Annotated in this window: 25 protein-coding genes and 1 riboswitch; of the genes, 11 read left to right on the top strand and 14 right to left on the bottom strand. The window is 64.5% G+C overall.

The window, feature by feature from the left end:
• The 3 genes from A2J03_RS05395 to A2J03_RS05385 all read right to left on the bottom strand — a co-directional run.
• The coding region (locus tag A2J03_RS05395; protein ID WP_068370523.1) for a methionyl-tRNA formyltransferase at positions 1-880 on the bottom strand (880 nt) is incomplete at its 3' end.
• Positions 881-914: 34 nt separating this feature from the next.
• Entirely contained in the window at positions 915-2,198 is a 1,284-nt protein-coding gene (locus A2J03_RS05390) for a lysine N(6)-hydroxylase/L-ornithine N(5)-oxygenase family protein (RefSeq protein WP_068370521.1), read from the bottom strand.
• A 131-nt stretch (positions 2,199-2,329) separates the two neighbouring features.
• Entirely contained in the window at positions 2,330-2,752 is a 423-nt protein-coding gene (locus A2J03_RS05385) for an HIT family protein (RefSeq protein ID WP_068370520.1), read from the bottom strand.
• Between the two features lie 95 nt (positions 2,753-2,847).
• Between A2J03_RS05385 and A2J03_RS05380 the strand changes: the two genes are divergently transcribed.
• A complete protein-coding gene (locus A2J03_RS05380) occupies positions 2,848-3,651 on the top strand; it encodes an HAD-IIA family hydrolase (protein WP_068370518.1) in 804 nt (267 codons plus the stop codon).
• Positions 3,652-3,669: 18 nt separating this feature from the next.
• Here the strand turns inward: A2J03_RS05380 and purB are convergent, their stop codons facing one another.
• Both purB and A2J03_RS05370 read right to left on the bottom strand, forming a co-directional pair.
• A complete protein-coding gene (gene purB / locus A2J03_RS05375) occupies positions 3,670-5,088 on the bottom strand; it encodes an adenylosuccinate lyase (RefSeq protein ID WP_068370517.1) in 1,419 nt (472 codons plus the stop codon).
• Between the two features lie 11 nt (positions 5,089-5,099).
• Positions 5,100-5,747 (bottom strand): TetR/AcrR family transcriptional regulator, encoded by a 648-nt coding sequence (locus tag A2J03_RS05370; RefSeq protein ID WP_197480628.1) that lies wholly within the window; start codon positions 5,745-5,747, stop codon positions 5,100-5,102.
• Between the two features lie 75 nt (positions 5,748-5,822).
• Between A2J03_RS05370 and A2J03_RS05365 the strand changes: the two genes are divergently transcribed.
• The gene (locus tag A2J03_RS05365) at positions 5,823-6,824 is read left to right on the top strand and encodes a threonine aldolase family protein (protein ID WP_068370515.1); all 1,002 of its coding nucleotides are present in this window, start codon (positions 5,823-5,825) and stop codon (positions 6,822-6,824) included.
• Here A2J03_RS05365 and A2J03_RS05360 read toward each other — a convergent pair whose 3' ends face one another.
• Positions 6,825-7,970, bottom strand: coding sequence for an aminotransferase class I/II-fold pyridoxal phosphate-dependent enzyme (locus A2J03_RS05360; protein ID WP_068370525.1), 1,146 nt, complete (start codon positions 7,968-7,970; stop codon positions 6,825-6,827). It abuts the gene before it with no gap.
• A 111-nt stretch (positions 7,971-8,081) separates the two neighbouring features.
• Here A2J03_RS05360 and thiM point away from each other — a divergent pair, with 111 nt between their 5' ends.
• Positions 8,082-8,927: a hydroxyethylthiazole kinase gene (thiM, locus tag A2J03_RS05355; protein ID WP_068370513.1), complete on the top strand. Its 846-nt coding sequence runs from the start codon at positions 8,082-8,084 to the stop codon at positions 8,925-8,927.
• An 81-nt stretch (positions 8,928-9,008) separates the two neighbouring features.
• Positions 9,009-9,845 carry a DUF559 domain-containing protein gene (locus A2J03_RS05350; RefSeq protein ID WP_068370511.1) on the top strand — a complete coding sequence of 279 codons (837 nt, stop codon included), beginning with the start codon at positions 9,009-9,011 and terminating at the stop codon, positions 9,843-9,845.
• 71 nt (positions 9,846-9,916) lie between these two features.
• On the opposite strand, the gene purD is transcribed toward A2J03_RS05350, so the two are convergent.
• From purD to A2J03_RS05335, 3 genes are read right to left on the bottom strand one after another with little or no spacing between them, the layout of a single operon-like run.
• Positions 9,917-11,167 carry a phosphoribosylamine--glycine ligase gene (purD, locus tag A2J03_RS05345; protein WP_068370509.1) on the bottom strand — a complete coding sequence of 417 codons (1,251 nt, stop codon included), beginning with the start codon at positions 11,165-11,167 and terminating at the stop codon, positions 9,917-9,919.
• A gap of 46 nt (positions 11,168-11,213) precedes the next feature.
• Positions 11,214-13,223 (bottom strand): glycosyltransferase family 39 protein, encoded by a 2,010-nt coding sequence (locus A2J03_RS05340; protein ID WP_068370507.1) that lies wholly within the window; start codon positions 13,221-13,223, stop codon positions 11,214-11,216.
• On the bottom strand, positions 13,220-14,455 hold the full coding sequence (locus A2J03_RS05335) for a bifunctional glycosyltransferase family 2/GtrA family protein (protein ID WP_068370506.1): 1,236 nt from the start codon (positions 14,453-14,455) through the stop codon (positions 13,220-13,222). The genes A2J03_RS05340 and A2J03_RS05335 overlap by 4 nt, the downstream gene beginning before the upstream one ends.
• A gap of 86 nt (positions 14,456-14,541) precedes the next feature.
• On the opposite strand from A2J03_RS05335, the gene A2J03_RS05330 reads away from it, so the two are divergent.
• Positions 14,542-14,967: an HIT family protein gene (locus A2J03_RS05330; RefSeq protein WP_068370502.1), complete on the top strand. Its 426-nt coding sequence runs from the start codon at positions 14,542-14,544 to the stop codon at positions 14,965-14,967.
• Positions 14,968-14,982: 15 nt separating this feature from the next.
• Positions 14,983-16,338, top strand: a complete 1,356-nt coding sequence (locus tag A2J03_RS05325; RefSeq protein WP_068370500.1) for an MFS transporter — start codon at positions 14,983-14,985, stop codon at positions 16,336-16,338.
• On the opposite strand, the gene A2J03_RS05320 is transcribed toward A2J03_RS05325, so the two are convergent.
• Both A2J03_RS05320 and A2J03_RS05315 read right to left on the bottom strand, forming a co-directional pair.
• Complete coding sequence (locus A2J03_RS05320; protein ID WP_269455173.1) at positions 16,335-17,723, bottom strand: sensor histidine kinase; 1,389 nt, start codon at positions 17,721-17,723, stop codon at positions 16,335-16,337. The genes A2J03_RS05325 and A2J03_RS05320 overlap by 4 nt on opposite strands.
• Positions 17,724-17,728: 5 nt before the next feature.
• Positions 17,729-18,427: a response regulator transcription factor gene (locus A2J03_RS05315; protein ID WP_068370496.1), complete on the bottom strand. Its 699-nt coding sequence runs from the start codon at positions 18,425-18,427 to the stop codon at positions 17,729-17,731.
• Positions 18,428-18,560: 133 nt separating this feature from the next.
• Positions 18,561-18,622: riboswitch (guanidine-III (ykkC-III) riboswitch) on the top strand.
• A gap of 13 nt (positions 18,623-18,635) precedes the next feature.
• Here A2J03_RS05315 and A2J03_RS05310 point away from each other — a divergent pair.
• Positions 18,636-18,950, top strand: a complete 315-nt coding sequence (locus A2J03_RS05310) for a DMT family transporter (protein ID WP_068370493.1) — start codon at positions 18,636-18,638, stop codon at positions 18,948-18,950.
• Positions 18,951-18,976: 26 nt separating this feature from the next.
• Positions 18,977-19,780: an ABC transporter gene (locus A2J03_RS05305; protein WP_068370492.1), complete on the top strand. Its 804-nt coding sequence runs from the start codon at positions 18,977-18,979 to the stop codon at positions 19,778-19,780.
• Here A2J03_RS05305 and A2J03_RS05300 read toward each other — a convergent pair.
• Positions 19,777-20,469 (bottom strand): dienelactone hydrolase family protein, encoded by a 693-nt coding sequence (locus A2J03_RS05300; protein ID WP_068370491.1) that lies wholly within the window; start codon positions 20,467-20,469, stop codon positions 19,777-19,779. The genes A2J03_RS05305 and A2J03_RS05300 overlap by 4 nt on opposite strands.
• On the bottom strand, positions 20,466-21,605 hold the full coding sequence (locus A2J03_RS05295; RefSeq protein WP_068370490.1) for an acyl-CoA dehydrogenase family protein: 1,140 nt from the start codon (positions 21,603-21,605) through the stop codon (positions 20,466-20,468). Before A2J03_RS05295 ends, A2J03_RS05300 begins: the two co-directional genes overlap by 4 nt.
• A gap of 62 nt (positions 21,606-21,667) precedes the next feature.
• On the opposite strand from A2J03_RS05295, the gene A2J03_RS05290 reads away from it, so the two are divergent.
• Positions 21,668-22,240, top strand: coding sequence for a TetR/AcrR family transcriptional regulator (locus tag A2J03_RS05290; protein ID WP_068370484.1), 573 nt, complete (start codon positions 21,668-21,670; stop codon positions 22,238-22,240).
• On the opposite strand, the gene A2J03_RS05285 is transcribed toward A2J03_RS05290, so the two are convergent.
• Complete coding sequence (locus A2J03_RS05285; RefSeq protein WP_068370483.1) at positions 22,230-23,813, bottom strand: PucR family transcriptional regulator; 1,584 nt, start codon at positions 23,811-23,813, stop codon at positions 22,230-22,232. The genes A2J03_RS05290 and A2J03_RS05285 overlap by 11 nt on opposite strands.
• 101 nt (positions 23,814-23,914) lie before the next feature.
• Here A2J03_RS05285 and pruA point away from each other — a divergent pair, with 101 nt between their 5' ends.
• Positions 23,915-25,564 (top strand): L-glutamate gamma-semialdehyde dehydrogenase, encoded by a 1,650-nt coding sequence (gene pruA, locus A2J03_RS05280; RefSeq protein ID WP_068370482.1) that lies wholly within the window; start codon positions 23,915-23,917, stop codon positions 25,562-25,564.
• On the top strand, positions 25,561-26,505 hold the full coding sequence (locus A2J03_RS05275; protein ID WP_068370481.1) for a proline dehydrogenase family protein: 945 nt from the start codon (positions 25,561-25,563) through the stop codon (positions 26,503-26,505). The genes pruA and A2J03_RS05275 overlap by 4 nt, the downstream gene beginning before the upstream one ends.
• Positions 26,506-26,790: the final 285 nt, after the last annotated feature.

Here is a 26,790-nt window from a genome sequence, read left to right as displayed (position 1 = left end):
CGTCTTCGAGACGGACGCGCTCGATCACGAGCGCACGGTTGCCGCCCTTCCACGCATCCGGACCACACACGACCGCGACACCGTCGCCGTCGTCGATCGTGATGCGGCCGGGTGTTCCGCCGTACCGCGTGTTCGACACCGACGCCTGCACCACACGCAGTCGTGTCCCCTCGTGTATCGCAAACGCATTGGGATACGGATCGGACTGTGCTCGCACGAGTCGCTCGATGGCGTCGGCAGGCCACGTGAAGTCGATGTGGCTCTCGTCGTCGGAACGCTTGTGAAAATACGTGGCCTGCGAGAGATCCTGCTCGACTCGCTCGACCGACCCGGACGAAATCTTGTCGAGCGCATGCAGAACCAGAGGCTCGATGATGTCAACAGTTCGGTGGAACAGGTCCGCCGTGGTGTCCTTCGCTCCCACCGACACTGCCTGCTGCGCGACGATCGGCCCGGTGTCGAGCGAATCGTCCATCAGGTGCGCCGTCACGCCGACGTGTGTCTCGCCGTTGATGAGTGCCCAGATCAGCGGCGAGAAGCCCGCATACTTCGGCAACAACGAATCGTGGATGTTGAGCGTCCCGAATCGCGGCGCGTCGTAGATATCCTTCGGCAACCACGTCCGCCAGTTGTTCGCGACGATGATATCGGCGTCCGCGTCACGGACGGCATCGATCAACGCCTGATCGGGCTTCTTGGCCAGTACGACGGGAATTCCGTTGTCCCGAGCCAGATCTTCGACCGAGTCGTTCCACATCTGCTCGTACGGGTGGTCGCTCGGCGGGTGCGTCACGGCCAGCACAACTTCGTGCTTGCCCCCGAGCAGCGCCGACAAGGTCCGGTGTCCCCAGGTCTGGTAACCGAAAGTGATGATGCGCACAGTGATTCCTTTTCCTCTCGAAAAGTTCGCGTGATCAGCCGGCGAGAACTGAATCGGCCATCTTGTGCGTGTACAGCGAATCGACGAGTTCGCCGGAGCGAACTGCGATGTTCGACAGCAACGACGACGTGAGGCCGTGTGAGTGCTCGGTGCCGCCCTGCAGGTACACGCCACCGCGGATGTCACCGGTGGTACGCAGCCGGTAGTCACGCTCGAGTTCCGGAGTGCCGTCGGAGTTGAACGTGAACTCCGCTGCCAGCGGACCGAGGATTGCGGGCAGGTCGAGAGTGCGGAATCCGGTCGCGAACACGACTGCATCGCAAAGGATCTGCTCGACGGAGCCGGTCGGACGATGCCGGATCGACACCTTCACGCCTTCCGCGATTTCATTCAGCTCGGCGATCTCGGACGCACCGTGTACGAACAGACGCCGCTTCCCGGTGACGCGTTCGTTGTACTCGCGTTCGTAGAGCTCCTCGATCAGCGGGAGGTCGACGGCAGAGTAATTGGTGCTGCGGTGATAGTTGATCAACTGCTCACGAAGCTCGGGAGTCGACTGGTAGAAGTCGTCCACGGCTTCGGGATCGAACACTCGGTTGGCGTATGGGCTGTCGTCGGCTGGGCTGTAACCGTACTTGCCGAAGACAGCGTGTACCTCGGAGTCCGGGTACTGCTCGTGCAGATGCGCGACGACCTCGGCGGCACTTTGGCCGGCCCCGACGACGGCGAACGACCGCTGCTGCACTTCCGGCAGCTCGTCGAGGTGCTCGAGTACTCGGTGGTTGTGAAACAGTCGTGTGCTGGCCGCAACGCCGTCGGGCAGCTTCGCGGTGAGTCCGCCCGCAAGGACGACGTTGCGAGCGCGAAGGACGTCACCCGAGTCGGTGGTGACCTCGAACTGGGTTCCGTTCCAGATCACGCCCGTTGCGCGGGTGCCGTAGAGAACGTCGGCGTCGACCTTGTCTGCCGCCCACTCCAGGTAGTCGTGGAACTCGAGGCGCGATGGAAAGAAGGTCTGCAAGTTGATGAAGTGTGTGAGCCGCCCGCGATGTGCGAGGTAGTTCAGGAACGTGTACTCGCTCGCAGCATTTCGCTGCGTCGCGAGATCCTTCAAGAACGAGATCTGCATGGTCGTGCCAGGCAACAACATTCCCGGATGCCATCTGAATTCCGGCTGCTTTTCGATGAATCGCGCAGTCAGCTGCTCACCTGCCGAGACGGTTCGATTGTGCTCCTCGAGCGCAACGGCCAGCCCGAGGTTGGACGGTCCGAAACCGACCCCAACGATGTCCGTTTCTTCGTCGAAATTGCTAGACATTGCCCACCTTGATCGTCGCTCACGTTAAGACACCCTTAGTTCGACGCAAGCTTAGGGCATGCAAACCTAATAGCAAATAGGTTCGTTGCGAACGATTTCGCAGACCGATCGGTACGGTCGTGTTCGTTGTTCTACTGACGCAGGGCAGCACCGAGTTCCGCCGCCTTCGCGTCGAGTTCCTCCCGCCGCGGGGACGTCGGCCTCGCGCGCAAACCGAAACCGTCGCCCGTCGTCCTCGGAATCACGTGAAGATGGACGTGGAAGATCTCCTGGCCCGCTACTTCCCCGTCGGCGAGGAAGAAGTTGACTCCAGCGCACCGCGGGTCGGTGGCACGGAGCGCAGCTGCGATCTTCTGCCCCACGACGAACAGGTGGCCTCCGGTGTCGGGATCGAGTTCGGACAGGCTGCGGGCTTGCTGTCGCGGCACGACGAGAACGTGGCCACGCGTGAACGGTCTGATGTCCATGAACGCGACAGCCATCTCGTCCTCGTACACCAGGCTGGATTCGGCGTTCCCGGCGATGATCTCGGCAAATATCGTGTACGGATTCATATGTAGACCCTAATTCTGGTCATTCCGCAGGCTGCACTCCCGCCCGAGTCTAAGGCTGCACTGCGTCACCGGTGGCCCACGACTAAGGTCTGCCCATGGGCATATTGGGAGGCGTTCTCTTCGACATCGACGGCGTACTGGTCACGTCGTGGAAGCCTGTGCCGGGGGCCGCAGAGACGCTCGAGTTCCTCGCCAGCAAAGACATCGCGCGGGCATTTCTGACCAACACCACATCCAAGACCCGCTCCCAGATCGCCGACGCGCTGACCGAAATGGGCATGCCCGTGCACGCCGACGAAATCGTCACGGCCGCATCGCTCACCGCCGACTATCTGCGCGAAACGTATCCGGGGGCGAAGACGGTGCTCATCAACAACGGCGATATCGCGCGCGATATGCCAGGGATCGAGTTCGTCGAGGAGACAGGTGACGACCCGGACGTCGTCGTCGTCGGCGGCGCGGGGCCCGAGTTCACCCATGAGCGCCTCAGTCGCGTCTACGACTGGCTGTGCCGCGGGATCCCCGTCGTCGCCATGCACCGCAGCCTGATGTGGACGACCGGAGCCGGATTGCGAATCGACACCGGCATGTATCTCGCCGGAATGGAGAAGGCGTCCGGGCACAAGGCGAGGGCCATCGGAAAGCCTGCGCCACTCGGCTTTCAGGCCGCGGCCGAGCGAATGGGAGTCGACCCGGTGGATGTGGTGATGGTCGGCGACGACCTGGACAACGATGTTCTCGCCGCCCAGGTCGTCGGCATGACCGGAGTACTCGTCCGAACCGGAAAGTTTCAGCAGGACGTTCTCGACCGCCGCGCGAAACAGGAATTCGGGCTGCAGCCGAGTCATGTCATCGACTCGGTAGCGACGTTGCCTGAGGTGCTTCGCATCCGCGGGTGAGGACCCTGCTCACACAGGTCAGAGAATCGGCGACGGCCTGTACTTTGCCCCCGACGGGAACTGGCTGACGAGCGTCTCGACCTCCGACACGACGGCTGCGACCTGCGCCTCGGCCGAGCCGATGAACGCCGACTTGTCGGCCAGTGCCGCGTCGAGTCCGGCGCGGTCGAGCGGGATGCGCTCGTCTGCTGCGAGCCTGTCGAGCAAATCCGGTTCCTGGCCCTGCTCGCGCATCGCCAGTGCAACAGCGACTGCATGCTCCTTGATGGCCTCGTGCGCGGTCTCGCGGCCGACTCCCGCGCGCACCGATGCCATCAACACCTTCGTCGTCGCGAGGAAGGGCAGGTAGCGCTGCAGTTCCTTCGCGATCACAGCCGGGTAGGCACCGAACTCGTCGAGGACGGTCAGGAACGTCTCGATCATGCCGTCGATCGCGAAGAAGGCGTCGGGAAGTGCGACGCGCCGGACGACCGAGCAGAACACGTCGCCCTCGTTCCACTGGGCGCCCGCGAGTTCTGCTGCCATCGATCCGTACCCGCGGAGAATGACCTGAAGACCGTTGACTCGTTCACACGAGCGGGTGTTCATCTTGTGTGGCATCGCCGAGGATCCGACCTGACCGGCCTGGAAGCCTTCGGTCACCAACTCGTGACCGGCCATCAGGCGAACGGTATGCGCAAACGACGACGGCCCGGCACCGACCTGGACCAGCGCGGAGACGACCTCGTGATCGAGCGAGCGCGGGTACACCTGGCCGACGCTGGTGAGCACGTGACGGAAACCGAGGTGATCGGCGACAATTCGCTCGAGTGCGGTGAGCTTGGCCGAGTCACCGTCGAACAGGTCGAGCATGTCCTGTGCGGTACCCATCGGGCCCTTGATTCCGCGGAGCGGGTAACGCGCGATGAGTTCCTGCAGCCGCGCCAACGCGAGCAACAGTTCGTCCGCCGCCGAGGCGAACCGCTTGCCGAGCGTCGTCGCCTGCGCCGCGACGTTGTGGCTACGTCCGGCCATGACCAGCGAGGAGTACTCGGCGGCGCGTTCGGCCAACCGGGCAGCGACGGCGACGCCGTGTGCGTGCACGTGTTCGAGCGACCGCACGATCTGCAGTTGCTCGACATTCTCGGTCAGGTCACGGCTCGTCAGTCCCTTGTGGATGTGCTCGTGGCCCGCGAGCGCGTTGAACTCCTCGATCCGCGCTTTGACGTCGTGGCGGGTCACCCGCTCGCGCTCGGCGATCGATGCGAGGTCGACCTGATCGATGACTCGTTCGTAGTCGGCCACAGCACCGGAAGGCACATCGACGCCCAGGCTGGACTGCGCTTTCAGGACCGCGATCCACAGCTGGCGTTCGAGGACGATCTTGTGTTCCGGAGACCACAGGTCCACCAGCTCGGGGCTTGCATAACGGGTGGCAAGGACATTCGGAATGGTCACAGGTATCCAGTTTACGTGCCGTACGACTGGGCCGGCGCGACGACGTCCAACACTTCGAGCAGCATGCTCTTCGCCATGGCCCGCGGCGCCGGATCGACCTCGCCGAGCGCACCCACGACGGCACCGTCGACGACCGCGACGAGCCTGCGCAGTTGTTGCTCCTCCACGATCCGGCCCGATCGACGCAACACGTCCGTCAAGAGGTCGTCGATCTGCGCGCGCAGTCGCAGCTGGACCTCGCGCAATTGCGGATGCCGTGCGGACGCGATGAACCGCTCGTAGCGCGCGATGAGCTTTTCCCGTCCCTCGCCCTGGCCGTCCTCGGGGCCGATCAACAGATCGACGATCAACAGCGCCGTCGACTCCACATCGTGTGCCAGGTCCTGCAGTTCGTCGATGCGCCCACGCATGACCACGAGCTCACGGTTTCCGAGCACCTCGACAGCACAGGCGATGAGGTCGTCGAGAGACTCGAAATAGTAGGTCGTGGAGGCCAAGGGCAGTCCGGCCCTCGTTGCGACAGCTCGATGCCTGACGGCGTCGAAACCGCCCTCGACCAGCAGATCCGCTGCCGCGCATGCCAAAGCATGCCGTCGGCGCTCCCCCTTCGGAGTCGCGCCCGACACCTTGGTAGGCGAGTCGGCCGATCCTGTTGACATTCGAACTATGGTGCCAGCCCGGGTCGATTCGTCTGAGGTAAACGGCCCTTTCACCCGTGTGGAATCGTGAACTATATGAACACTCGAACAATCGATCTTCGCTCGGATACCGTCACCCGCCCCGATGCCGCGATGCGGAAGGCGATGGCAGACGCCGAGGTCGGTGACGACGTTCTCGACCGAGACCCGACGATGGCGGCGCTGGAGGAGCGGGTGGCGGCCAACCTCGGCTACGACGCCGCCCTGTGGGTTCCCAGCGGCTCGATGGGCAACATCATTGCGCTGATGATCCACCTGCGGCGCGGCGACGCCTTCCTCGCGCCGGAGCATGCACACGTCCTCGGCTCCGAACTCGGGACCGCCGCGTGGCTCGCGCAGGGCATGCCGCAGGTGCTCCCCCACGACGCCGGACCTGGCCGTCCGACGCCGTCCGCCGTCGTAGCAGCCGCTGGCGCCGGCCCGTATTTCACACTGTCGACCACGCTGCTGTGCCTGGAGAACACCCACAACTTCGCCGGCGGAGCCGTATTCGACGTGGCCGAGTGGAACGGTTTGCTCGGCGCGGCCCGGGAGGCGAATCTGCTGGTGCACCTCGACGGTGCGAGGGTGTGGAACGCCGCGGTCGCGTTGGGTGTCCCGGTGTCGGATCTGACCCGAGGCGCGGACACCGTTCAGGTGTGCCTGAGCAAGGGCCTCGGTGCACCTGTCGGATCGATGTTGGCAAGCGACAGCAGCCGCATCACCGAGGCCAGACGGATCCGCAAGATGCTCGGCGGAGGCGTCAGGCAAGGCGGGATCCTCGCTGCTGCAGGGTTGCTCGCCCTGGACAACGTCGATTCACTTGCCGACGATCATGCCAATGCACGACTGCTGGCCGACGGCTTGCGCGAGCGCGGCTGGAGCGTCGAACAGCCGCAGACGAACATCGTGCGAGCCGACGGCCCGTTGACCGTCGCCGAATTGGCGACACTCGGGATCGCAGCCGTCACGGTCACCGGCAGGACTCGGTTCGTCACGCACCGAGACGTGTCGGAAGCCGATATCGAAGAAGCGCTGGCGCGGCTGGGAGGCGCGTAGCTACTTGCTGTCGCGCTCCGGGGAAACCAGTACCGGCCCTAGCCTTACCAGCGCTTCCCGGATGTCGGCCGTCGACCCTGCGAACGAGAACCGCACCGTGTGGTGCCCGTGCACGGTGTCGAAATCGACGCCGGGAGCAAGGGCGACGCCCGTCGTAGCGAGTACATGTTCGCACCAGGCACGCGAGTCCTGCGTCAGATGTCCTATGTCGGCATACGCGTAGAACGCCCCGTCGGCAGGTGCGAGATCGGTGACACCGGCGGCGATCAGTCCGTCGAGCAGGAGCTGGCGGTTGACGGCGTATCGGCGAACGTGGCTTTCGAGTTCCGCCCGTGATTCCTCGGTGAATGCCGCGATGGCCGCGACCTGTGAGATCGCGGGCGGGCACACCGTCATGTTCGACGCGAGCCGTTCCACGGCACGGTGCAGGTGCTGCGGCAGCAGCATCCAGCCGAGCCGCCAACCCGTCATCGAGAAGTACTTCGATACAGAGCCGATCACTACCGAGCGCTTCGACGTCTCCCACGCACTCGACGTCTCCGCGCCACTGTTCTGATTGTCGCCGTAGGAGATTCCATGGTAGATCTCTTCGGAGATCAACAGGGTGCCGTTGGTCTCGCACCAGCGCGCGATCGCGGCGAGCTCGTCCGCGTCGATGATGGTGCCGGTCGGGTTTGCCGGGCTGGCGATGATCAGTCCCTTCGGCGGTTCCGGCAAGGCGTCGAGCATCCGTACGGTCGGCTGGAATCGCGACTCGGTGCCGCAGTCGAGTTCGACCACTCGACAACCCAACGCAGCCAACGTATTCCGATATGCCGGATAACCGGGCCTCGCCATGACGACGGTATCGCCCACGTCGAACGCAGCGAGAAAAAGCAGCGTGAACGCGCCCGAGGACCCGGTAGTGACCACTACGTCGTCCGCGGTGACGTCGACCCCCGATTCCTCCGAGTGATAGCGAGCGATCACCTGCCGAAGTGGCAGGATGCCCAGAGTCTCGGTATAGCCGAGCAGGTGCGCGTCGAGAGCATCTCTCGTGGCCTGCAGAACCGGCGCCGGAGCCGAGGTCGACGGTTGACCTGCCGCAAGCGACAACACATCCCCGTGGGTGCGGTTGCGTACCGCAGCAGCTTTGAACACGTCCATCACATGGAACGGTTCGATCCTGGACCTGTTCGACGCTGCTCTGTTGGAGGCTGCTCTGTTCCACTCGGTGACCACTCTGTCGAGGCTATCGGAGCGTGGAACACTGGAACGATGCCCGACGCAACATTGCCCACGCCGCATCCGACTGCGAACGACGTCGCCGACGCGCTCGACGCACTGCGGTCGTCGACGCCACTGGTTCAGTCACTGACGAACGTGGTGTCCGCGACTTTCGTGACCAATGTTCTGCTCGCAGCAGGAGCGAGCAACGCCCACATCGACAACGTCCACGAGGCCGCTGGATTCGCGGCGGTAGCGTCCGCAGTCCTGGTCAACCTCGGCACTCCGGACGACGGCACTGCGGCGGCGTTCACCCTCGCCGCCGAATCGGCAACGACGTCGGGCACACCGTGGGTTCTCGATCCGGTGGGTGTCGGCGGTCTGCCATGGCGAACGGAGCTCGCAGCAGGTCTCCTGGCCCAGCACCCGACAGCCATCAGAGGCAATGCATCGGAGATCATCGCGCTCGCCGGGCTCGGCAACTTCGGACGAGGCGTCGACAGTTCCTCGGATTCGGAAGGCGCGCTCCCCGCTGCGGTGGCGCTCCTCGAGTTCGCGCAGGTGGTCTCGGCCTCGGGCGCGATCGACTACATAGTTGGGCGTGGCGAATCAGGCGCTGTCGGAGTACGCGTGCTGGGCGGCAGTCCACTGTTGACCAAGGTGACGGCGACGGGATGTGCACTCGGCGGGCTCGCGGCGGCCTACCTCGCCGTGACGCCGACCTCGTTGCTCGGCCTCACCGCCGCGCACACGCATGTCGCTGTTGCATCCGAACTGGCACAACGCAACTCGTCGGGCCCCGGGTCGTTCGCGGTGGCCTTCCTCGATGCGCTCGCCTCGATCTCCCCCGACGACATCCGCGCCCAGGCTCGCATCGAACGCCTCGATCTCCGATGACATTCATCCACAGGCGCTGAGTTATCCACAGATGTCGTTTCGGGCCCCCAAGGGGCGTGAAGTCCGAGCATTGTTCTCGGTATGGGGGTCTACACACGTGTGCAGCTGGAGGAAGCCGGGATTGCGCGATCGAGTCTGACGCGGCGACTTCGCAGCGGCGCGCTGGTCAGGCTGTTGCCCGGTGTGTATTCCGACCCGGAACCCAGCTACATCGAGCTCTGTGCGGCGGTTCACCTCTGGCGAGAAGATGCGGTGCTGAGCCACGCAACTGCGGCATATCTGTGGGATCTACTGGACGACATCCCCTCGATCGTTCACGCAACCGTCCCTCGTTCGGTCCGAGCCGGTGGTGCAGAGTGGCTGACCCTTCACCGTCGAACGGTGGCGGCGACCGAACGCCACGGACTTCCAGTTGTCTCGGTGACACAGTGCTTCGTCGATGTCGCATCGACACTCAGCGGTCTCGAATTGGAGCAATTCTTCGACCGGAACATCGGGACAAAGGTGTCGTGGCGGGCGGTAGCGGACCAGTGCGACGTGGCCAAGAAGATGAAGGGGATGACCGAAGTCCGTCGACAGCTGCTGTTGTGCTGCCCAGGGACACTGTCGGAGCCGGAGCGTCTCGTCGCCCGCGCCCTGTTGGCGAGAGGTATTCGGATGGAGATCAACGCTCGCATCGGCCACTACGTCGGTGACCTTGTCTGCTATCGGGCCCGCGTCGACGTCGAGATCGATGGACGAAAGTTCCACAGCGCACCGTTTGCCTTCGACAACGACCGCGTCCGTCAGAACTGGATGCTTCTCAGCGATTGGTTGGTACTGCGGTTCTCCGCGGCGAGCGTCTACAGAAATGTGGATCAGGTTGCCGACCAGATCGCCGACGTAGTGCGGCGTCGTAGGAAGAACAGGCGTGCATAGAGCTCCATTCTTCGGCGATATTTACGGGATCCCGTAAATATCGCCGAAGAATGGAGCAAAATTCACGGGTCCTACAGCGAAATGCGACCTTCCACGGCCGCCAACCCGATGTCGGTGCGGAAGTGGCTGCCAGGCAAGCGGATCGGCTCGATCTTGAAATATGCATCCGCCCGCGCGGCAGAGAGATCCGAACCGACACCCACGACGCTGAGTACCCTTCCACCGGCCGAGACCACTGCACCGTCCTTCAGCGCCGTTCCTGCGTGCAGCACACCGTCGGCATCGGCACCGATGATCACATCACCGGTGCGCGGACGACCGGGGTAGTTCTCTGCGGCGAGGACGACGGTCACGGCCGCGCCGTCTTTCCACTGCAGCGGCGCGAGCGAACTCAGCGTTCCGGTAGCGGTGGCATGCAGTGCTTCTCCGAGTGGAGACTCGAGCAGCGCCAACACTGCCTGCGTCTCCGGATCGCCGAAGCGGCAGTTGAATTCGACCACGGCTGGGCCCTGCGCGCCGATCGCGAGCCCTGCGTAGAGCAGCCCGGAGAACGGGCAGGAACGCTTGACCATCTCGGCTGCGACGGGCTCGACCACCTCGCGGACGATCTGTGCGACGACCTCGGCCGGTAGCCACGGCAACGGGGTGTACGCGCCCATGCCGCCGGTGTTCGGTCCGGTGTCGCCATCGCCGACGCGCTTGTGGTCCTGCGCGGGGAGGAGCGGAACGACGGTCTCGCCGTCGACGAGGCAGAACAGCGATACCTCGGGTCCGTCGAGGAACGACTCGAGCAGTACGGGGTGACCGGTTTCGAGAAGTTCGGCGGCATGGTCGCGTGCTGCCAAGCGATCGGTGGTGACCACGACGCCCTTGCCTGCGGCGAGACCGTCGTCCTTGACGACCCAGTTCGGCCCGAATCGGTCGAGGGCCTCGTCGAGCTTGGCCGGTGTGTCGACGATCTCGCTGTGCGCTGTGCGCACACCCGCCGCGGCCATGACGTCCTTGGCGAACGCTTTCGAGCCCTCGATGCGAGCTGCGGCGGCCGACGGACCGAACGTGGCGATGCCCGCCTCCCGGAGCGAATCGGCGACGCCGAGCACGAGAGGAACCTCGGGTCCGATGATCACCAGGTCCGCTTCGAGCTTGCGTGCCAGCTCGGTGACGGCGTCGCCGGACGCGACGTCGACGGGATGCTGCTCGGCGAGCTTCGCCGTGCCTGCATTCCCGGGGGCCACCAGCAGCGTGCTGACCGACGGGTCCTTGCTCAACGCAAGAAGGAGGGCGTGCTCACGAGCACCTGAACCTATGACGAGTACGCGCACAGTGCATCAGACTATCGGCAAAGACCCGTCGCGATGAAACACTGGGTCAGCTCAGGTCGTACATCGTGACTCCGTCGACCGTGATCGGCGAGTAATTCGCGGTGACCCACTCCGAGATCTCGGCGGACGTGCCCTCACTGCTACCGCCCATCGATCCGCCGGCGATGAAGTAGTGGATCTCTCCCTGTTTCACGTACTCCTGGAACTGCTCCAACGTCGGTGACGGGTCGGTGCCGTTGAAGCCACCGATCGGCATGACGGGTTCCTCGGTCGCGAGCTGGTACCCGGAGGCACTGTTGGAGCCGATCGCGGCGGCAACCCAGGTGTACGAGTCTGCGTCGGCCTCCAGCAACGAGGTGATCGCTTCGGTGGGTTCGCTGCCACTGAGCAGTCCCCCAGCCGCGCCACCCATACCGCCACCCATTGGCCCGTCTGCACCAGGTGCGCCGCCGCCGGGTGCGGTAGGCATCCGACCGGGTGCGCCCTGACCGTCCGGCATACGTCCACCACCGGGCATACCTCCCATCCCGGGACCCATTCGTGTCGACGGTCCCGCCGAGACGATGGAACCGGTGTGCGGAGTGTCGATCGTGTCGACGGCATAGGCCGTCGGACCGGCCAAGCCTGCGAACATCACTGCCAGGACCGTGGCGACAGCGAGCTTGCCGCGTGTCATTGCCGGGATCAGGAGAAGAACTGCACCGATCACTCCGACGACGAGCACCGTCCAGCGCAGCCACGGAACGAAATCGGCGCTGCGACCCAGCAGAACCCATGCCATTGCGACCGCGGCGATCGTCGCCACGGCAAGGCCGATGCGCACCCAGTACCGATCACGGTGACGCCAGGCCAGCACGCTGCCTGCGCCGATCAGCGCCGCAACAGCTGGCGCGAGGGCAACTGTGTAGTACGAGTGGAAGATGCCGGCCATGAAGCTGAACACCAACCCGGTGACGAGCAGCCACAGACCCCACACGGCCAATGCGGCGCGTTGCGGATCGGTGCGAGCAACCCGTCCACGCAACACCACACCGAGCACCAACAGAATCAGCGCCGACGGAATCAGCCAGGCGATCTGGCCGCCCTGGGAGGCGTCGAACAGGCGGCCGATGCCGGTTTCGCCCCACATGCTGCCGCCCATCCCCGGGCCGCCCGCGCCCATTCCGTCGGCCATACCTTCTGCCGCGCCGCGGCCGCCACCGCCCGGCGTGACGCTGCCGGTTTCGTCACCGTTCAGGCGACCGAGGCCGTTGTAGCCGAGTGTCAGTTCGAGGATCGAGTTGTTCTGCGTTCCACCGATCCACGGCCGCGACGATGCGGGCCACAGCTCGACGGCCAGCAGCCACCAACCGGCCGCCACGATCGCAGCTCCCAGCGAGGCGACCAGTTGCACGAGGCGCTTCGACAACTTCGGCGGACCCGCGAAGAGGTACATCATCGCGATCGGCGGGATGACCAGCATGACCTGCAGCTGCTTGGTCAGGAACCCGAACCCGACGAGTACCCCGGTGAGTACCAGCCAGCGGGTTCGCCCGTCCTCGACGGCTCGCATGGAGGCCCATACTGCAGCGATCATGAGGAGTACGAGCAAGGCGTCGGGGTTGTCGAAGCGGAACATCAGTGCGGCAACGGGAGTGAGGGCCAGTGCGAGGCCCGCGAGAAGCCCTGCTGGAGCTCCGAATTGACGCTTGATCGTCGCCCACAGCAACGCAACGGACCCGACGCCCAGCAACGCCTGCGGAATCAGCATCGCCCATGAACTCAGTCCGAAGATTCGAACCGACAGCGACATCAGCCAGAGCGACATCGGCGGCTTGTCGACGGTGATCGAGTTGGCCGCGTCGGACGATCCGAAGAAGAATGCCTTCCACGACACCGAACCAGCCTGCACTGCAGCGGAGTAGAACGAATTGGCCCAACCCGAAGCACCGAGGCCCCAGATATATGCGACGGCCGTCCCGACGAGTAGCGCTGCGAGTCCTATCCATTCCCACTTCCTGTTGCTGCGCGGTGCGGGTGCTGCGGCTTCGGACTGCCGTTCCATCAATGTCGTCACAGCGGCAATTCCTCTTTGTTCCGGAACACCCAGCGGAGAGCCACGAATCGACACACTGTGGCAACGAGATTGGCGACGACGAGCACAGCGAGTTCGATATGGTGCGACGCGTCCGGCAACACTGCATGGAGGACCACGAGCGAACCACTGGTGATGAGCAGCGCGAATCCGAACACGATCAAGCCCTGCATTTGGTGCTTGCCCGCGTCTTGCGAACCCCGGACTCCGAAGGTGAACGCCCGGTTCGCTGCAGTGTTCAGCACTGCAGTGATGAGCAGCCCCAGGAAGTTCGCGGCCTGCGCTCCGACCGTCGGTTGCAGAATCAGATAGAGCAACGCGTACGCGATGGTGCTGGCGATCCCGACGATGCCGAATCGGACCAACTGTCCGACCATCCCGTGCGGTACTCCGGCCACGAGCGGCTCCCGTCCCAGACTTCTGCGTAGTTCAGCGACGGGCAGTTCACCCGTGGCAAGTGCGCGCCCGACGCGCCAGCACCCTTGAAGATCCTTGACCGCGGTGTCGACGATGTTGACGCTGCTGTCCGGGTCGTCGACCCAATCGACCGGCACCTCGTGAATACGCAGGCCGGCCTTCTCCGCGATGACGAGCAGTTCGGTGTCGAAGAACCAGCCGGTGTCCTGCACGAGCGGCAGGAGTTCACGGGCGACATCGGTGCGCATCGCTTTGAAGCCGCACTGGGCGTCGGAGAACCGTGCCTGAAGCGAGGCACGCAGAATCAGGTTGTAGCTGCGGGAGATGAACTCACGCTTCGCGCCACGGACGACGCGCGACGAGCGAGCGAGCCGCGAACCGATCGCGAGGTCGGAGTGTCCCGACATCAGAGGGGCGATCAGCGGCATGAGCGCGTTGAGGTCGGTGGAGAGGTCGACGTCCATGTACGCGACGACGTCGGCATCGGAGGCGAGCCAGACGGCCTTCAGTGCCCGTCCCCGCCCCTTCTCCTCGAGGTGATGCACCCGAACGCCGTCGATCTCCGCGGCCAGTCGCTGCGCGACAGCAAGGGTGCCGTCGGTGCTCGCGTTGTCGGCGATGGTGATCTGCGACTGAAGAGGAATGTTGTCGTCGAGGTGGGCGTGAAGTCGGCGAATGCACTGCTCGAGGTCGGCCTCCTCGTTGTAGACCGGAATGACCACCTCGAGCGTGGCCGTGTTGCCGGAGCGCGAGCCGGTCCGGCGGCCGCCTGCTTTCAGTAGCGAGTTCGATGTCATGGCTCAAGATTGGTGCCCCTACCTGCGACGGTCCTGCGTCCATGCTGGCAGTTTCCTGGGTGCGGCCCGGGGCATACTCTTTCCTCATGGCTTCCGTCTTCAGCAAGATCATCAGCGGCGAGATTCCGGGACGATTCGTGTGGGAGGACGAGGACGTCGTCGGGTTTCTGACGATCGCTCCGGTCACTCCAGGCCACACCTTGATCGTCCCGCGCGAGGAGATCGACCAGTGGCAGGACGTCGACGGCGCAGTCTTCGGCAAGCTGACCGCCGTGGCCCAGAAGATCGGGCAGGCCGTCGTCAAAGGGTTCGATGCCCCGCGAGCGGGCTTCCTGATCGCCGGCTTGGAGGTTCCGCACCTGCACCTGCACGTCTTCCCTGCGTACCAGATGGGCAACTTCGACATCTCCGGCGCCGATCCGAGCCCATCGGCAGAATCTCAGGACGAGGCGGCGTCGAAGATCAAGGCGGCGCTCACCGAGCTGGGCTACGCCGACAACGTGCCTGCCTGATCGGTTTTCGCACACATGCACCGGCCGTCACTGACGATTGCGGCGCTCGGCACCCTACTCACCCTCGTCGCATTCACCGCTCCACTCGCGACAATCAACTCGACTGCGTCCACACTCGGCAGCGATGCGGCGGGGACTACGTGGATTCTCAGCTCGATGAGCATCGGGCTCGGTGCAGCGCTGCTGACGGCGGGGACGGTGTCCGACGACTTCGGGCGTCGACGATCGTTCGTCCTCGGCGCGATGGTCCTCGCCGCCGGATCCATCGGCTGCGCCGTCGCACCCAACACACTGATCTTCGTCGTCGCCCGAGTCCTGCAGGGCCTCGGCGGTGCCGCCCTCGTCGCGTCCAGCCTCGGGATCATCGCGCACACCCACCCCGTCGGTCCGCTGCGCGCCCGCGCCAGCGGCATCTGGGGCGCGAGCCTCGGCGCAGGCATCGCGCTGGGCCCCCTAGTGTCAGCGAGTCTGGATCGGATCGCGACGTGGCGCGATGCCTACTGGTTGCTGGCGGTAGCCGGCGTCGCGCTTGCATACGCTGCACACCGACGCGTCGACGAGTCCAGGACCGATTCCCCACGCGGACTCGACCCGGCGGGCGCACTTCTTCTCGGCCTCGGCGTCAGCGCATTGTTGGCAGCATTGGTCGAGGGCAGGCAAGGATGGTCACAGCCGTTGCCGATCGGATTGTTCGGTGCCTCGGCGCTGCTGCTGGCAATCTTCGTGATCGTCGAATACCGCGGTGAGTCAGCGATGTTGGACATGAAGCTGTTCACACAACCCGCCTTCGTAGCCGCGACGTTCGCAGCACTGATGACGGGCGCGGGGATCATCGCCTTGATGTCGTTCATGTCCGGGTTCCTCGGGAACGCGTACGGAATCGACGCTCTGGGCGCGGCATTGCTGCTGTTCGCGTGGTCGGGGACGTCCGTCGTCACCGCGCTTCTCGCCCGTCGTATCCCTCCGCGCGTCTCCGGCGGCACGCAACTGGCAGTCGGAATGCTCGGAGTTGCTGTTGGGCAGCTCTTTCTGCTCGGTCTGTCGGAGGATTCCACCTGGACGCGGCTGATTCCCGGCCTGTTGATCGCGGGCGTCGCGAGCGGAGTCGTCAACGCCGCGCTGGGACGGGAGGCAGTCGCCAGCGTTCCGGACGGGCGAGCAGGTATGGGGAGCGGCGCGAACAACACAGCCCGCTATGTCGGATCGGCCGTCGGCGTGACGGTCGTGGCGGTGCTGGCCGTACCTGTCGGTACACCGTCGACCGCAGGACTGGTCGAGGGGTGGAACAGCGCCGTGCTGTTCACGACGGCGGCGTCGATCGTGGGAGCGCTCGTCGTGCTTGCTTGCCGACGCACAGCGTCCACGAGCTAGATGGCGCGAGGAAGCTCCACGCGGAACGTTGCGCCTTCGCCGGGGACGCTGTCGACCGTCACGGTTCCGTCGTGCGCAGCGACAAGGGCGGCGACGATCGACAAACCCAGTCCGCTGCCACCGCTTTCGCGCGTGCGTGAGGAGTCGGCTCGGTAGAACCTCTCGAATACGTGCTGGGCTTCCTCGGGGTCCAACCCGGGTCCGGTGTCTCGAACCTCCAGCACAACAGTCGAATCGGTGGTTGCCACACACACGGTGATGGAGGCGTCCGCCGGGGTGTGTCTGATGGCATTTCCGACGAGATTGGCCAGCACCTGACGAAGCCGCGCGTCGTCGCCCACCACTTCGGGAATGCCGGGTCCGGGAGATACTTTCAGCGCGATGTCGCGTTCGATGGCAATGGCTTTGGCGTCGTGAACTGCATCGGCGGCAATTGCGAGTACATCCACCGGCCGCCTCTCGAGCGGGCGCTGCGCATCCAACCGCGCCAACATCAACAAGTCCTCGACGAGCAGACCCATGCGCGCGGACTCACCTTCGATACGGTTCATCAACAGCGTCATATCCGTCATCGCACCCTGCCGATACAGTTCGGCGAAACCTCGGATGGTGGTCAGCGGTGTTCGTAGTTCGTGGCTGGCATCCGCGACGAAACGTCGCATCCTGTTCTCCGACGCGCGTGCCGCATCCTCCGATGCCTCGCTCGCCGCGAAGGCACGCTGAATCTGAGACAGCATGCCGTTCAGCGCAATCGAAAGTTTGCCGATTTCGGTTCTGGAGCTGCGTTCGGGTATTCGCTCGTGCAGGTCACCCGCCGCGATTGCAGCAGCAGTTTCCTCCACTTCGACCAGTGGTCGCAGACTGCGACGCACGACGAAGTACGCGAGAATCGCGAGCACTGCGAGGACGATCGCGCCGATGACCAGCTGAAGGCCGATGAGACGGTCGACGGTGATCTGGGTGGGCGTCAAACTCTGCGCGACCAGCGTCGTGCCTTCGGAATTGGTGACGGTCAGTACCCGCCACTCGGTGTTGCCGCCGTCCGTCGATCCGACGGAGGTGGGCTTCGACGTGTCGATGCCGTCGACGTCGGGTCGGTCGGAGTTCGCATCTTCCTCGAATTCCACCTCGCCGGCAGCGTTGGTCGTCTTCACATAGAAGTCACTGGGTGGGCGTCGCGTCTCGAGAGGCGCGGGAGGCGGCATCGTCCGCGGTTCGGCCCAGCCGCGCGAGGCGTCGAGCAGACTCTTGTCGACGCGTTGGATCAACGAACTCTCCAGCGCCGAGGTCACGGCGAGACCGGAAGCCAGCAATCCCGCGGCGACGAGCAGAAGCAGCGCTGCGACGAGAGTGAAGCGCAGCGGAACACCCTTGAGTACGGGCAGTAACCTCACCGCGGCTGCCGCATGACGTAGCCGACTCCCCGCAGGGTGTGGATCAACCTGGTCTCCCCGGTGTCGACCTTGCGACGCAGGTACGAGACGTAGGACTCGACGACGCCGACCTCGCCGCCGAAGTCGTAGTGCCATACGTGGTCGAGGATGCGCGGCTTGCTCAAGACCGTTCCAGCGTTGACCATGAAGTAGCGAAGCAACGTGAACTCGGTGGGTGACAGCGACACCGGCTCGCCGGCCTTCCACACCTCGTGCGTGTCGTCGTCGAGGTCGATGTCCGCGAACGATATTCGCGACGGTGCGGTTTCCTCCGTCTTGCCCGAGCGCCGCAGGATCACCCGCAGGCGGGCGACGACCTCCTCGAGGCTGAACGGCTTGGTCACGTAGTCGTCGGCGCCGAGAGTCAGGCCGGTGACCTTGTCCTCGACCGAATCACGTGCAGTGAGGAAGAGCGCGGGCGCGTCGATGCCGTCGGCACGCAGGCGTCGGAGCAGTCCGAACCCGTCCATGCCGGGCATCATGACGTCCAGGATCACGGCTTCGGGGCGGAAGGACTTCGCCTTGTCGAGACCTTCCGGACCTGACGATGCCGTCTGGACGTCGAAACCTTGGAAACGAAGGCTGACCGACAGCAGTTCGAGAATGGTCGGTTCGTCGTCGACGATCAGTACGCGCGCCTCGGGTGTTTCGCTCACAGGTACATCATCGCCCCGGCGCCTGCGGGATTCCTGCACTGTCGCTGTGAGTTTCCTGTGCGGCTCCGCCGCACTGGCGCGGTTGAGTGCCTCAGGGTGCACTCAAGCGTGCCACTAGGAAGTGGTACCCTAGTACCAGTCTCGATGACTAACGGACGAGCGCACCGTACCCGGCCAGCGACAAGACGGTGCATGGGAGTGTTTTCTCATGGCTTGGATCGTTCTCGTAATTTCCGGCATCCTCGAAGCAGTCTGGGCGACGGCCCTCGGCAAGTCCGACGGCTTCTCACGACCCGTCCCGACGACCGTCTTCGCGGTCGCCCTCGTCGCCAGCATGGGCGGACTCGCAGTCGCGATGCGGACCCTCCCCATCGGAACCGCGTACGCGGTGTGGGTCGGCATCGGCGCGACGCTCACCGTCGCATACGCGATGATCACCGGCGACGAGACCGCGTCGTGGATCAAGGTCGCGCTGCTCATGGGCATCGTCGGCTGCGTTGTCGGGCTGAAGCTACTGCACTGAGTGGTCGAGCGGTTACAGTTACTTTCATGAACTGGGTGTCCGCGATCACACTGCCCGCTCGCGCCGGGATCGCCATCGCCGAAACGGCCATCGAGGTGTCGGGGGCCATACTTTCGACCACCCGGTTCGCCCTCGAAAGCGGTGCCGCCACACCTGCCAACATCGCAACCCTCACCAACCCCAAGGGCGGGACGATGCAGCTGCTCGCCCAGCTCGGGCAGCTCACATCGGACGATCGCGCGCTCGGCAACGCCCTCCGTGAAGGCGGGCCTCTCGACCGACTGCTCGCGCCCGGTGGCGTCGTCGATCGGTTGACCTCCGAGGAGGGAACCCTCGAGCGGCTACTCTCGGCCGGCGGTCCGGTCGACCGCATCACCGCCACCAACGGCCCCCTCGAACGATTGCTCGCCGAGGACGGCCCGCTCGAACGGTTGCTCGCCGAGGGCGGCCTCCTCGACCGCATCACCGCTGTCGACGGGCCGCTCGAACGGCTCACCGCCAAGGACGGTCCGCTCGAGCTTCTGACGCGAGAGGACGGCATCATCGAGCGCGCCATCCAGGAGGGCGGCCTGCTCGAGCAGCTGCTGTCCGAAGGGGGCGCGATCGAGCGGTTGACTGCCAAGGACGGTCCACTGGATCAGCTGGTCACCCTGTCGCAGACCCTCGCTCAGTTGGCCCCCAATCTCGAGCGCATGGGCGCCAGCATCGACATTCTGCAGGACACGGCCGAGATCCTCGCGCAGGCCGTCAATCCGCTGGGCGAGCTTGTCGGACGACTACCGAACCGCTGGCTCAAAGGCGGGAAGCAGACGATCCCCGAGCTTCACTAGCGCAAATGTTCACCGAAGAACTCGAACACCCGCGCGAACGCATCCTCGGCCTGCTCGCCGCGCCATCCCATGCCGGTGATGCGGACGAATGCACCTGCGGGCCCTGACGGCAGTGCGTTGGCGAAACTGTGACTCGCCCCCGGGTAGGTCTTCACATCGTGTGCAATCCCTTTCGCGGACAGCACCTTTTCGATCTTCTTTCCCGCACCGATCAGCGACGGATCGTTCTTTCCATACGACGCGACGATGGGGCATGCTCCTTCGAGAGCGTCCTCGACATGCCTCGGGGTGATGCCGTAGAACGGCGCGCTGGCACCGAAACCCTTGGGCGAGAGCAGCAGAGCGAATCCCCCACCCATACAGAATCCGACGATTCCCACCTTGCCGGTGACGTTGGGGTGCTCGGCGAGGAAGTCACGGGCAGCAAGTAGGTCATCGATAGCGACGCCGCGTTGACCCAGCAGCGCCCGGAACACGCCCGTCACGCACTTGCGGACGCCACCACGGGTGTACAGATCGGGAGCGAGCGCGACGTAGCCCTTGTCGGCGAATCGCCGGGCTATGTTGCGTGTGTCGGCGGTGAGACCGAACGCATCGTGCACGATCACCACACCCGGGCCAAAGGCGTCGGGCAGTTCGAGCACGGCATCGATCGGTCCGGCGGGCGTCTCTACGGAGATGTCGGTCACGTACGCAGGCTACGCGCAATCACGAGCCGTTGGATCTGGTTGGTGCCCTCGAAGATCTGCGTGATCTTCGCGTCACGCATGTACCGCTCGACGCGGAAGTCCCGGGTGTAGCCGTAGCCACCGAAGACCTGCACCGCGTCGGTGGTCACCTTCATCGCGGCGTCGGTTGCGACGAGCTTCGCGACGGATGCGCCGCGCGAATAGTCGAGGCCGGCGTCGCGTCGGCGAGCGGCATCGATGTAGGTAGCTCGTGCCGAGTCGACGGCCGCCGCCATGTCCGCGAGCAGGAAACCGAGCCCCTGATGGTCGACGATCTTCTTGCCGAAGGTCGTGCGCTCGTTCGCATATGCGACGGCGTCGTCGAGCGCTGCCTGAGCGATCCCGACTGCCACAGCTGCGATGCCGAGCCGCCCGGAGTCGAGCGCACTGAACGCGATCTGCAGCCCCTGCCCCTCGGCTCCGAGGCGACGCTCGCCTGAGACGAACGCGTCGTCATAGCTTGCCGAGGTAGTGGGCACCGCGTGCAGACCCATCTTCTCTTCCGGTTTGCCGAAGGACAGACCCTGCTGATCCTTGGGGACCAGGAAGCAGGACACACCCTTCGAGCCCTCGCCGGTGCGGGCGAACAGGTTGTAGAAGTCAGCGATGCCGCCATGAGTGATCCAGGCCTTGGCACCGTTGACGACGTAGCCGTCCTCTTTCGGAGTTGCCTTGCAGGTCAGCGCAGCGGCATCGGAACCGGCCTGCGGCTCGGACAGACTGTAGGCGCCGATGAGGCTACCGCCGAGCATGTCCGGAAGCCACCGCTGCTTCTGTTCCTCGGTGCCGAAGGCGAGCAACGGCGAACACGCGAGGCTGTGCACACTCACAGCGACCGCGACGGCCGCCCAGCGCGCAGCGAGTTCTTCGAGAACCTGCAGGTAGACCTCGTACGGCTGACCGCCGCCACCCCATTCTTCGGGGAACGGCAGGCTGAGCAGACCGGCGTCGCCGAGTGTGCCGAACACCCCGTCGGGGTAGGTCTCGTTCTTCTCGTGCTCGTCGACGATGGGGTCGAGCACCTTGTCCGCGACATCGCGGGTGAGCTGGATCAGGTCACGGGCTTCCTCGGTGGGAAGCAGACGGTCGACAGGCACTTCAAGACTCCTCACAGTACTGACGTTCTCTCCACAGTACTGTATCCAGTACTGTCTGGCGTATGACCGCAGCCCATGCGACGGCCCGCCGCGCCGAACTCTTCGACCAACTGGTCGAGCTGTTGCTGTCGCAGGGTTTTGCACACCTCACTCTCGACGACATTGCCGCACGCCTGCACTGCAGCAAATCGACGCTCTACACACTCGCCGGAAGCAAGGAACAGCTGGTTCGGGCTGCAACCGTCCACTTCTTCCGCGGTGCAACCGACCGGGTGGAGGCGTCCATCTTCGGGATCGACGGATTCGCCGACCGTCTCACGGCATACCTGTCCGCGGTAGGGGTTGCGTTGGAGCCTGCGTCACGGCAGTTCATGGACGACCTGGCCGCGTTCGCGCCTACACGCGAGGTGTACGAGCAGAACACGGCATTCGCCGCGAAACGCGTCCAAGAACTGATCGACGACGGTGCCACCTCCGGGGAAGTGCGCAGCGTGCATGCTGCATTCGTCGCCGATATCGCAGCGTCGACGATGGCGCGTATTCAGACGAGGGAAGTGGCCGAACGGACAGGTCTCGACGATTCGCAGGCGTACGCCGAGCTGGCCGCACTGTTGACGACCGGCATCACCGGCTGAACACCCGCAGCTGAAGCTCGAGCAGCACCCGATCGTCCGGGTCCTTCAGATCTGTGCCGAGTATGTCTTCGACCCGCTTCATCCGGTACCGCAACGTGTTCGGGTGAACTTGCAGCTCGTCTGCTGCACCTCGTACGTCGCCGAAATGCGCGAGGTACACCCTCAAGCTCTCGGTCATCGTCGATGCGTTGTCGGCGTCGTACCGACGAAGATTCTCGATGCGGGGATCGTGAAGGTGCTCGTGATTGCCGACGAGTTCGATGATTTCACCGAGCAACACAGACGTTCTCGACTCGGCAAGCGTGGTGACCCTGTTGGTGCCGACCGTCCGATCCAGCACCCGGTCCACTTCGAATCGCGCTGCGGCGACGTCGTCGAGCGCTGCAACCGGCGATACGAGCGCAGCTCGCAGCGCCGTACCCGTGCGCTTCTCGATCCGGCCGATGGCATCGCGCGTCCAGAATTCGAGCGATCGTGACGAAATTTCCCCTGGGAACAGCACGTAGATCCGCTCGCCCATTGCAGTGGCCAGCGAACTTCGATGAAATGCGCTGGCGTGCAGTCTGATAGAAGCGGCATGGTCGGCGATCGCCCCATCGCCCATACCGGCGAATCCGATCACCGAAGCTGGACCGGACGACGAAATCGACAGTGCCGCAGCCAGTGACGGGACATCGACGCCGCCGCCGCGTCCGCCCAGAAGCCGTTGGATCTGCACTGCCTCGTTGGTGGGGGCGTCGAGGACCCTCTTGATGAGTCTGGCCGCAACAGCCGCCGCGCCGCGCAGGACCGCGTCGGCGTCGGCGTCGATGGGCCGTTGCCCTTCCTGAACCCAGATCGCTCCGAGAGTGGTCGCTGCGCCCGCAGCGTCGGGGATGGATCGAATTCCGACGACGAGGCGACGGCGGATTCCCAGCGTCTCGTCGGCGGGTACCTCCACGACGTCGTCACTACGCCTGATTCGATCGAAGACTCCCCATTCGTTGAGGCGCCGAAGGTAGTCGGTCGGACCTTCGCGACCGAGAATCGACAGCGTCCGCAACTCGTCGGCTGCGTCGTCGGTCGCCGAATACGCAAGAACGTGCGAGCGTGCATCCTCGATGCTCACCATTCCCTTGGTGAGCGATGCGATCGTGTGTGCAAGCCCGTAGAGGTCGGTGTCGTAGAGGCCGGTGTCGTCGACCTCCGCGCGTTGAACCGTGTGGTCGAGGACGCTCCGAATCATCGACAGCATTCGCTCCCAACGGGTTTGAGGATGCACCGTCACAAGGGCGATTCGGCCGACGCGAGCTGCGTGATGCATCTCGATCGACGCCTTCTTGACCATCACCACCCGCGGGCGTTCCTCGAGGCGACGCAGCGCCAGCTCGTCCATCCATGCGACGGCATCGTTGTCGGGAACGCCGACCACAAGACACAGATCAGCCCATGTCGTCGCGCCGGCGAGATCATCCGCATCCATGAGCGTCACCGTCCCGACCGAGACATCACGGTCCTCGGGCGTCGACAGCACCTCGACGAAGGCACCCTGAAGCGCGCGTAGCAGCGTCTGCAGCGGAACGCGTTCGTTCATCTGACCAATATAGCCCCATTCTCTTTGGCCGATCGGAAGTATACAAGCGCGACGAATCCGACTTCAATGGCCACCAACACCATCGAAGAAGGAGGACCGCCGTGGACGCCGTCACCTCGGTACCAGCCCCGATCAACGAAGCAGTCAACTCGTACGCGCCAGGTAGCCCCGAGCGAAGCCGGCTCCGGACGCAGCTCGACTCGCTGCAGTCCAATCCGACCGAAATTCACCAGGTCATCGGCGGTGTCCATCGCACTGCCGGCGGGCCTCGTGAGAACGTCGTCCAACCACATCGGCACTCGTCCGTCATCGGCAGCTTTTCCAATGCGACGCACGACGACGTACGCGACGCCATCGAATCGGCTGCCGCAGCGGCTCCTGCGTGGCGGGAGCTCCCGTTCGACGACCGCGCCGCCGTGTTCCTTCGCGCCGCAGATCTGTTGGCAGGTCCGTGGCGCGAGAAGATCGCAGCCGCCACCATGCTCGGACAGTCGAAGTCCGCGTATCAGGCCGAGATCGACGCGCCGTGTGAGCTCATCGACTTCTGGCGATTCAATGTCGCGTTCGCCCGGCAGATACTCGCGGATCAGCCAGTGTCCTCGCCCGGCGTCTGGAATCGCGTCGAGTACCGGCCGCTGGAAGGATTCGTCTACGCGATCACGCCGTTCAACTTCACCGCGATTGCGGGCAACCTGCCGACCGCGCCTGCCCTGATGGGCAATACGGTGTTGTGGAAGCCGTCGCCGACGCAGGCCGTCGCCGCGTACCTGACAATGCAGTTGCTCGAAGAAGCCGGTCTCCCGCCCGGAGTCATCAACCTCGTGCTCGGCGACGGTCCGCTCGTCTCCGAGGTTGCGCTGGCCGATTCACGTTTGGCGGGAATTCATTTCACGGGTTCCACTCCCACGTTCCAGCGCCTGTGGCGCGAGGTCGGCAACAACATCGCCAACTACGATGCCTACCCCCGGCTCGTCGGCGAAACCGGTGGCAAGGACTTCGTCGTCGCACACGGTTCGGCGGATCCCGAGGTGTTGACGACTGCGCTCATTCGCGGCGCGTTCGACTACCAGGGACAGAAGTGCTCAGCGGCGTCGCGGGCGTTCGTACCGAAGTCCGTGTGGGCGAAGATGGGCGATCCGTTCATCGAGCAGGTCTCACAGCTGAAGTACGGCGACGTGACCGATCTGTCCAACTACGGCGGCGCCGTCATCGACCAGCGTGCGTTCGATCGCAACGCGGCCGCGCTCGATCGGGCGAAGTCGACGTCGAGCCTCACGGTCGCGACCGGTGGAACGTGCGACGACTCCGAGGGCTATTTCGTCTCCCCCACAGTCCTTCTCGGAGACGATCCCAGCGACGAGGCATTCAACACCGAGTACTTCGGACCTATTCTCGCGGTTCATGTCTACGACGATTCGGTACCGGGGTCGTACGCGGAGGTGTTGAAGCAGGTCGACGCCGGATCGAAGTATGCGCTCACCGGCGCGGTCATCGCGACCGATCGTGGTGCAGTCGATGCGGCGCACAAAGCACTGCGCTTCGCGGCGGGCAACTTCTACATCAACGACAAGCCCACCGGTGCCGTCGTCGGCCAGCAGCCGTTCGGGGGCGCCCGGGCGTCGGGCACCAATGACAAAGCGGGTTCGCCGCAGAACCTGCTTCGCTGGGCGTCGGCTCGTACCGTCAAAGAAACCTTCGTGGCGCCGACCGCGCACCGCTACCCGCACCAGGACGGCGAGGGATCGGAATGACGACTGTGCTCAACAACCCGCTGCGGCCTGCGCTGCTCGCTGCCGCTCGGTCACCTCGGCTCGAGGGCGCGATGAGCAGGATGCGCGTCACCAGGAAGCTCGTCGACCGTTTCGTCGCGGGGGAATCCGAGCCCGACGCCGTAGCCGCGGTGCTGACATTGGTGAATTCCGGTCGATTCGTCTCCGTCGACTATCTCGGCGAGGACACGGTGGACGCGGCCCAGGCGCACAGGACCGTCGACGCCTATTTGTCTCTGCTGCAGTCGTACTCGACGATGGACGCGGCCCCTCGTTCGCTGGAGGTGTCGCTGAAGCTGTCGGCGCTGGGGCAAGGAATCGACAGATCGCTGGCGTTGGCGAATGCGCGGATCATCTGCGCGAAGGCCGAGCAGGTGGGCGTGTGGGTGACGGTCGATGCCGAGGACCACACCACGACTGATTCCACGCTGTCGATCGTCCGCGAGCTTCGGGCCGACTTCCCCGATCTCGGTACGGTCCTGCAGGCGTATCTGAAACGCACCGAGGAGGACTGCCGCGAGTTTTCCGGTCCGCGGTCGCGAATTCGTTTGTGCAAGGGCGCATACAACGAGTCGGCATCCGTCGCGTTTCAGAAGCCGGTAGACGTCAGCGACTCGTACGTCCGGTGCCTGCGAATCCTCATGGAGGGTGACGGCTATCCGATGGTTGCCTCGCACGATCCCGAAATGATCGACGCCGCAGACCGATTCGCCCGGGCAGCTGGCCGTGACGTGTCGAGCTACGAGTATCAGATGCTGTACGGTATCCGCGACGCGGAGCAAGCGCGGCTCGTCGCAGACGGCAAGCAGCTGCGTGTGTACGTCCCGTACGGCAATCAGTGGTACGGATACTTCATGCGTCGTCTCGCCGAGCGACCGGCGAACCTGATGTTCTTCGTACGGTCACTGGTGTCGAGGAATTGAGGCCGCCCACAGGAATCTGAGCGGGCCCGACCGCGTTGGGGTTCACGCTCAATCTGTTCCAGGAAGTTGCCTCTCGCGTTGCGGTCGCGGCAGCATTGCAAGATTCCCAACATGCCGCGGTACGATCCGAAATCGACAGGATTCAGGGCTCGACGCCTGACATCGAGCACTGAAAGCTGCTGCCTCCCTCTCTCGGTCAGAAGGGTGGGGGTTCGTTTCGTTCGCGGAGTTGTTCGCGGAGTTTTTGGATGTGTTTGTGTTGTCGGAATTGTCTGCGGATGATGC

Origin of the sequence: Rhodococcus sp. EPR-157 (assembly GCF_001647195.1) — a bacterium.
In the GTDB taxonomy this organism is placed as follows: Bacteria; Actinomycetota; Actinomycetes; order Mycobacteriales; family Mycobacteriaceae; genus Rhodococcoides.
The sequence above is the reverse complement of the archived record's forward strand: the minus strand, read 5'-3'. Positions and strand labels throughout refer to the sequence as shown.

Excerpts from the sequence above, each read along its gene's own strand:
- thiM (WP_068370513.1), top strand. The coding sequence starts at position 8,082 with ATGCCCGACGCAACATTGCCCACGCCGCATCCGACTGCGAACGACGTC.
- A2J03_RS05275 (WP_068370481.1), top strand. The coding sequence starts at position 25,561 with ATGACGACTGTGCTCAACAACCCGCTGCGGCCTGCGCTGCTCGCTGCC.
- A2J03_RS05380 (WP_068370518.1), top strand. The coding sequence starts at position 2,848 with ATGGGCATATTGGGAGGCGTTCTCTTCGACATCGACGGCGTACTGGTC.
- A2J03_RS05330 (WP_068370502.1), top strand. The coding sequence starts at position 14,542 with ATGGCTTCCGTCTTCAGCAAGATCATCAGCGGCGAGATTCCGGGACGA.
- A2J03_RS05390 (WP_068370521.1), bottom strand. The coding sequence starts at position 2,198 with ATGTCTAGCAATTTCGACGAAGAAACGGACATCGTTGGGGTCGGTTTC.
- A2J03_RS05325 (WP_068370500.1), top strand. The coding sequence starts at position 14,983 with ATGCACCGGCCGTCACTGACGATTGCGGCGCTCGGCACCCTACTCACC.
- A2J03_RS05305 (WP_068370492.1), top strand. The coding sequence starts at position 18,977 with ATGAACTGGGTGTCCGCGATCACACTGCCCGCTCGCGCCGGGATCGCC.
- A2J03_RS05360 (WP_068370525.1), bottom strand. The coding sequence starts at position 7,970 with ATGGACGTGTTCAAAGCTGCTGCGGTACGCAACCGCACCCACGGGGAT.
- A2J03_RS05385 (WP_068370520.1), bottom strand. The coding sequence starts at position 2,752 with ATGAATCCGTACACGATATTTGCCGAGATCATCGCCGGGAACGCCGAA.
- A2J03_RS05370 (WP_197480628.1), bottom strand. The coding sequence starts at position 5,747 with ATGTCAACAGGATCGGCCGACTCGCCTACCAAGGTGTCGGGCGCGACT.
- A2J03_RS05310 (WP_068370493.1), top strand. The coding sequence starts at position 18,636 with ATGGCTTGGATCGTTCTCGTAATTTCCGGCATCCTCGAAGCAGTCTGG.
- A2J03_RS05290 (WP_068370484.1), top strand. The coding sequence starts at position 21,668 with ATGACCGCAGCCCATGCGACGGCCCGCCGCGCCGAACTCTTCGACCAA.
- A2J03_RS05335 (WP_068370506.1), bottom strand. The coding sequence starts at position 14,455 with ATGACATCGAACTCGCTACTGAAAGCAGGCGGCCGCCGGACCGGCTCG.
- A2J03_RS05285 (WP_068370483.1), bottom strand. The coding sequence starts at position 23,813 with ATGAACGAACGCGTTCCGCTGCAGACGCTGCTACGCGCGCTTCAGGGT.
- A2J03_RS05365 (WP_068370515.1), top strand. The coding sequence starts at position 5,823 with ATGAACACTCGAACAATCGATCTTCGCTCGGATACCGTCACCCGCCCC.
- A2J03_RS05350 (WP_068370511.1), top strand. The coding sequence starts at position 9,009 with ATGGGGGTCTACACACGTGTGCAGCTGGAGGAAGCCGGGATTGCGCGA.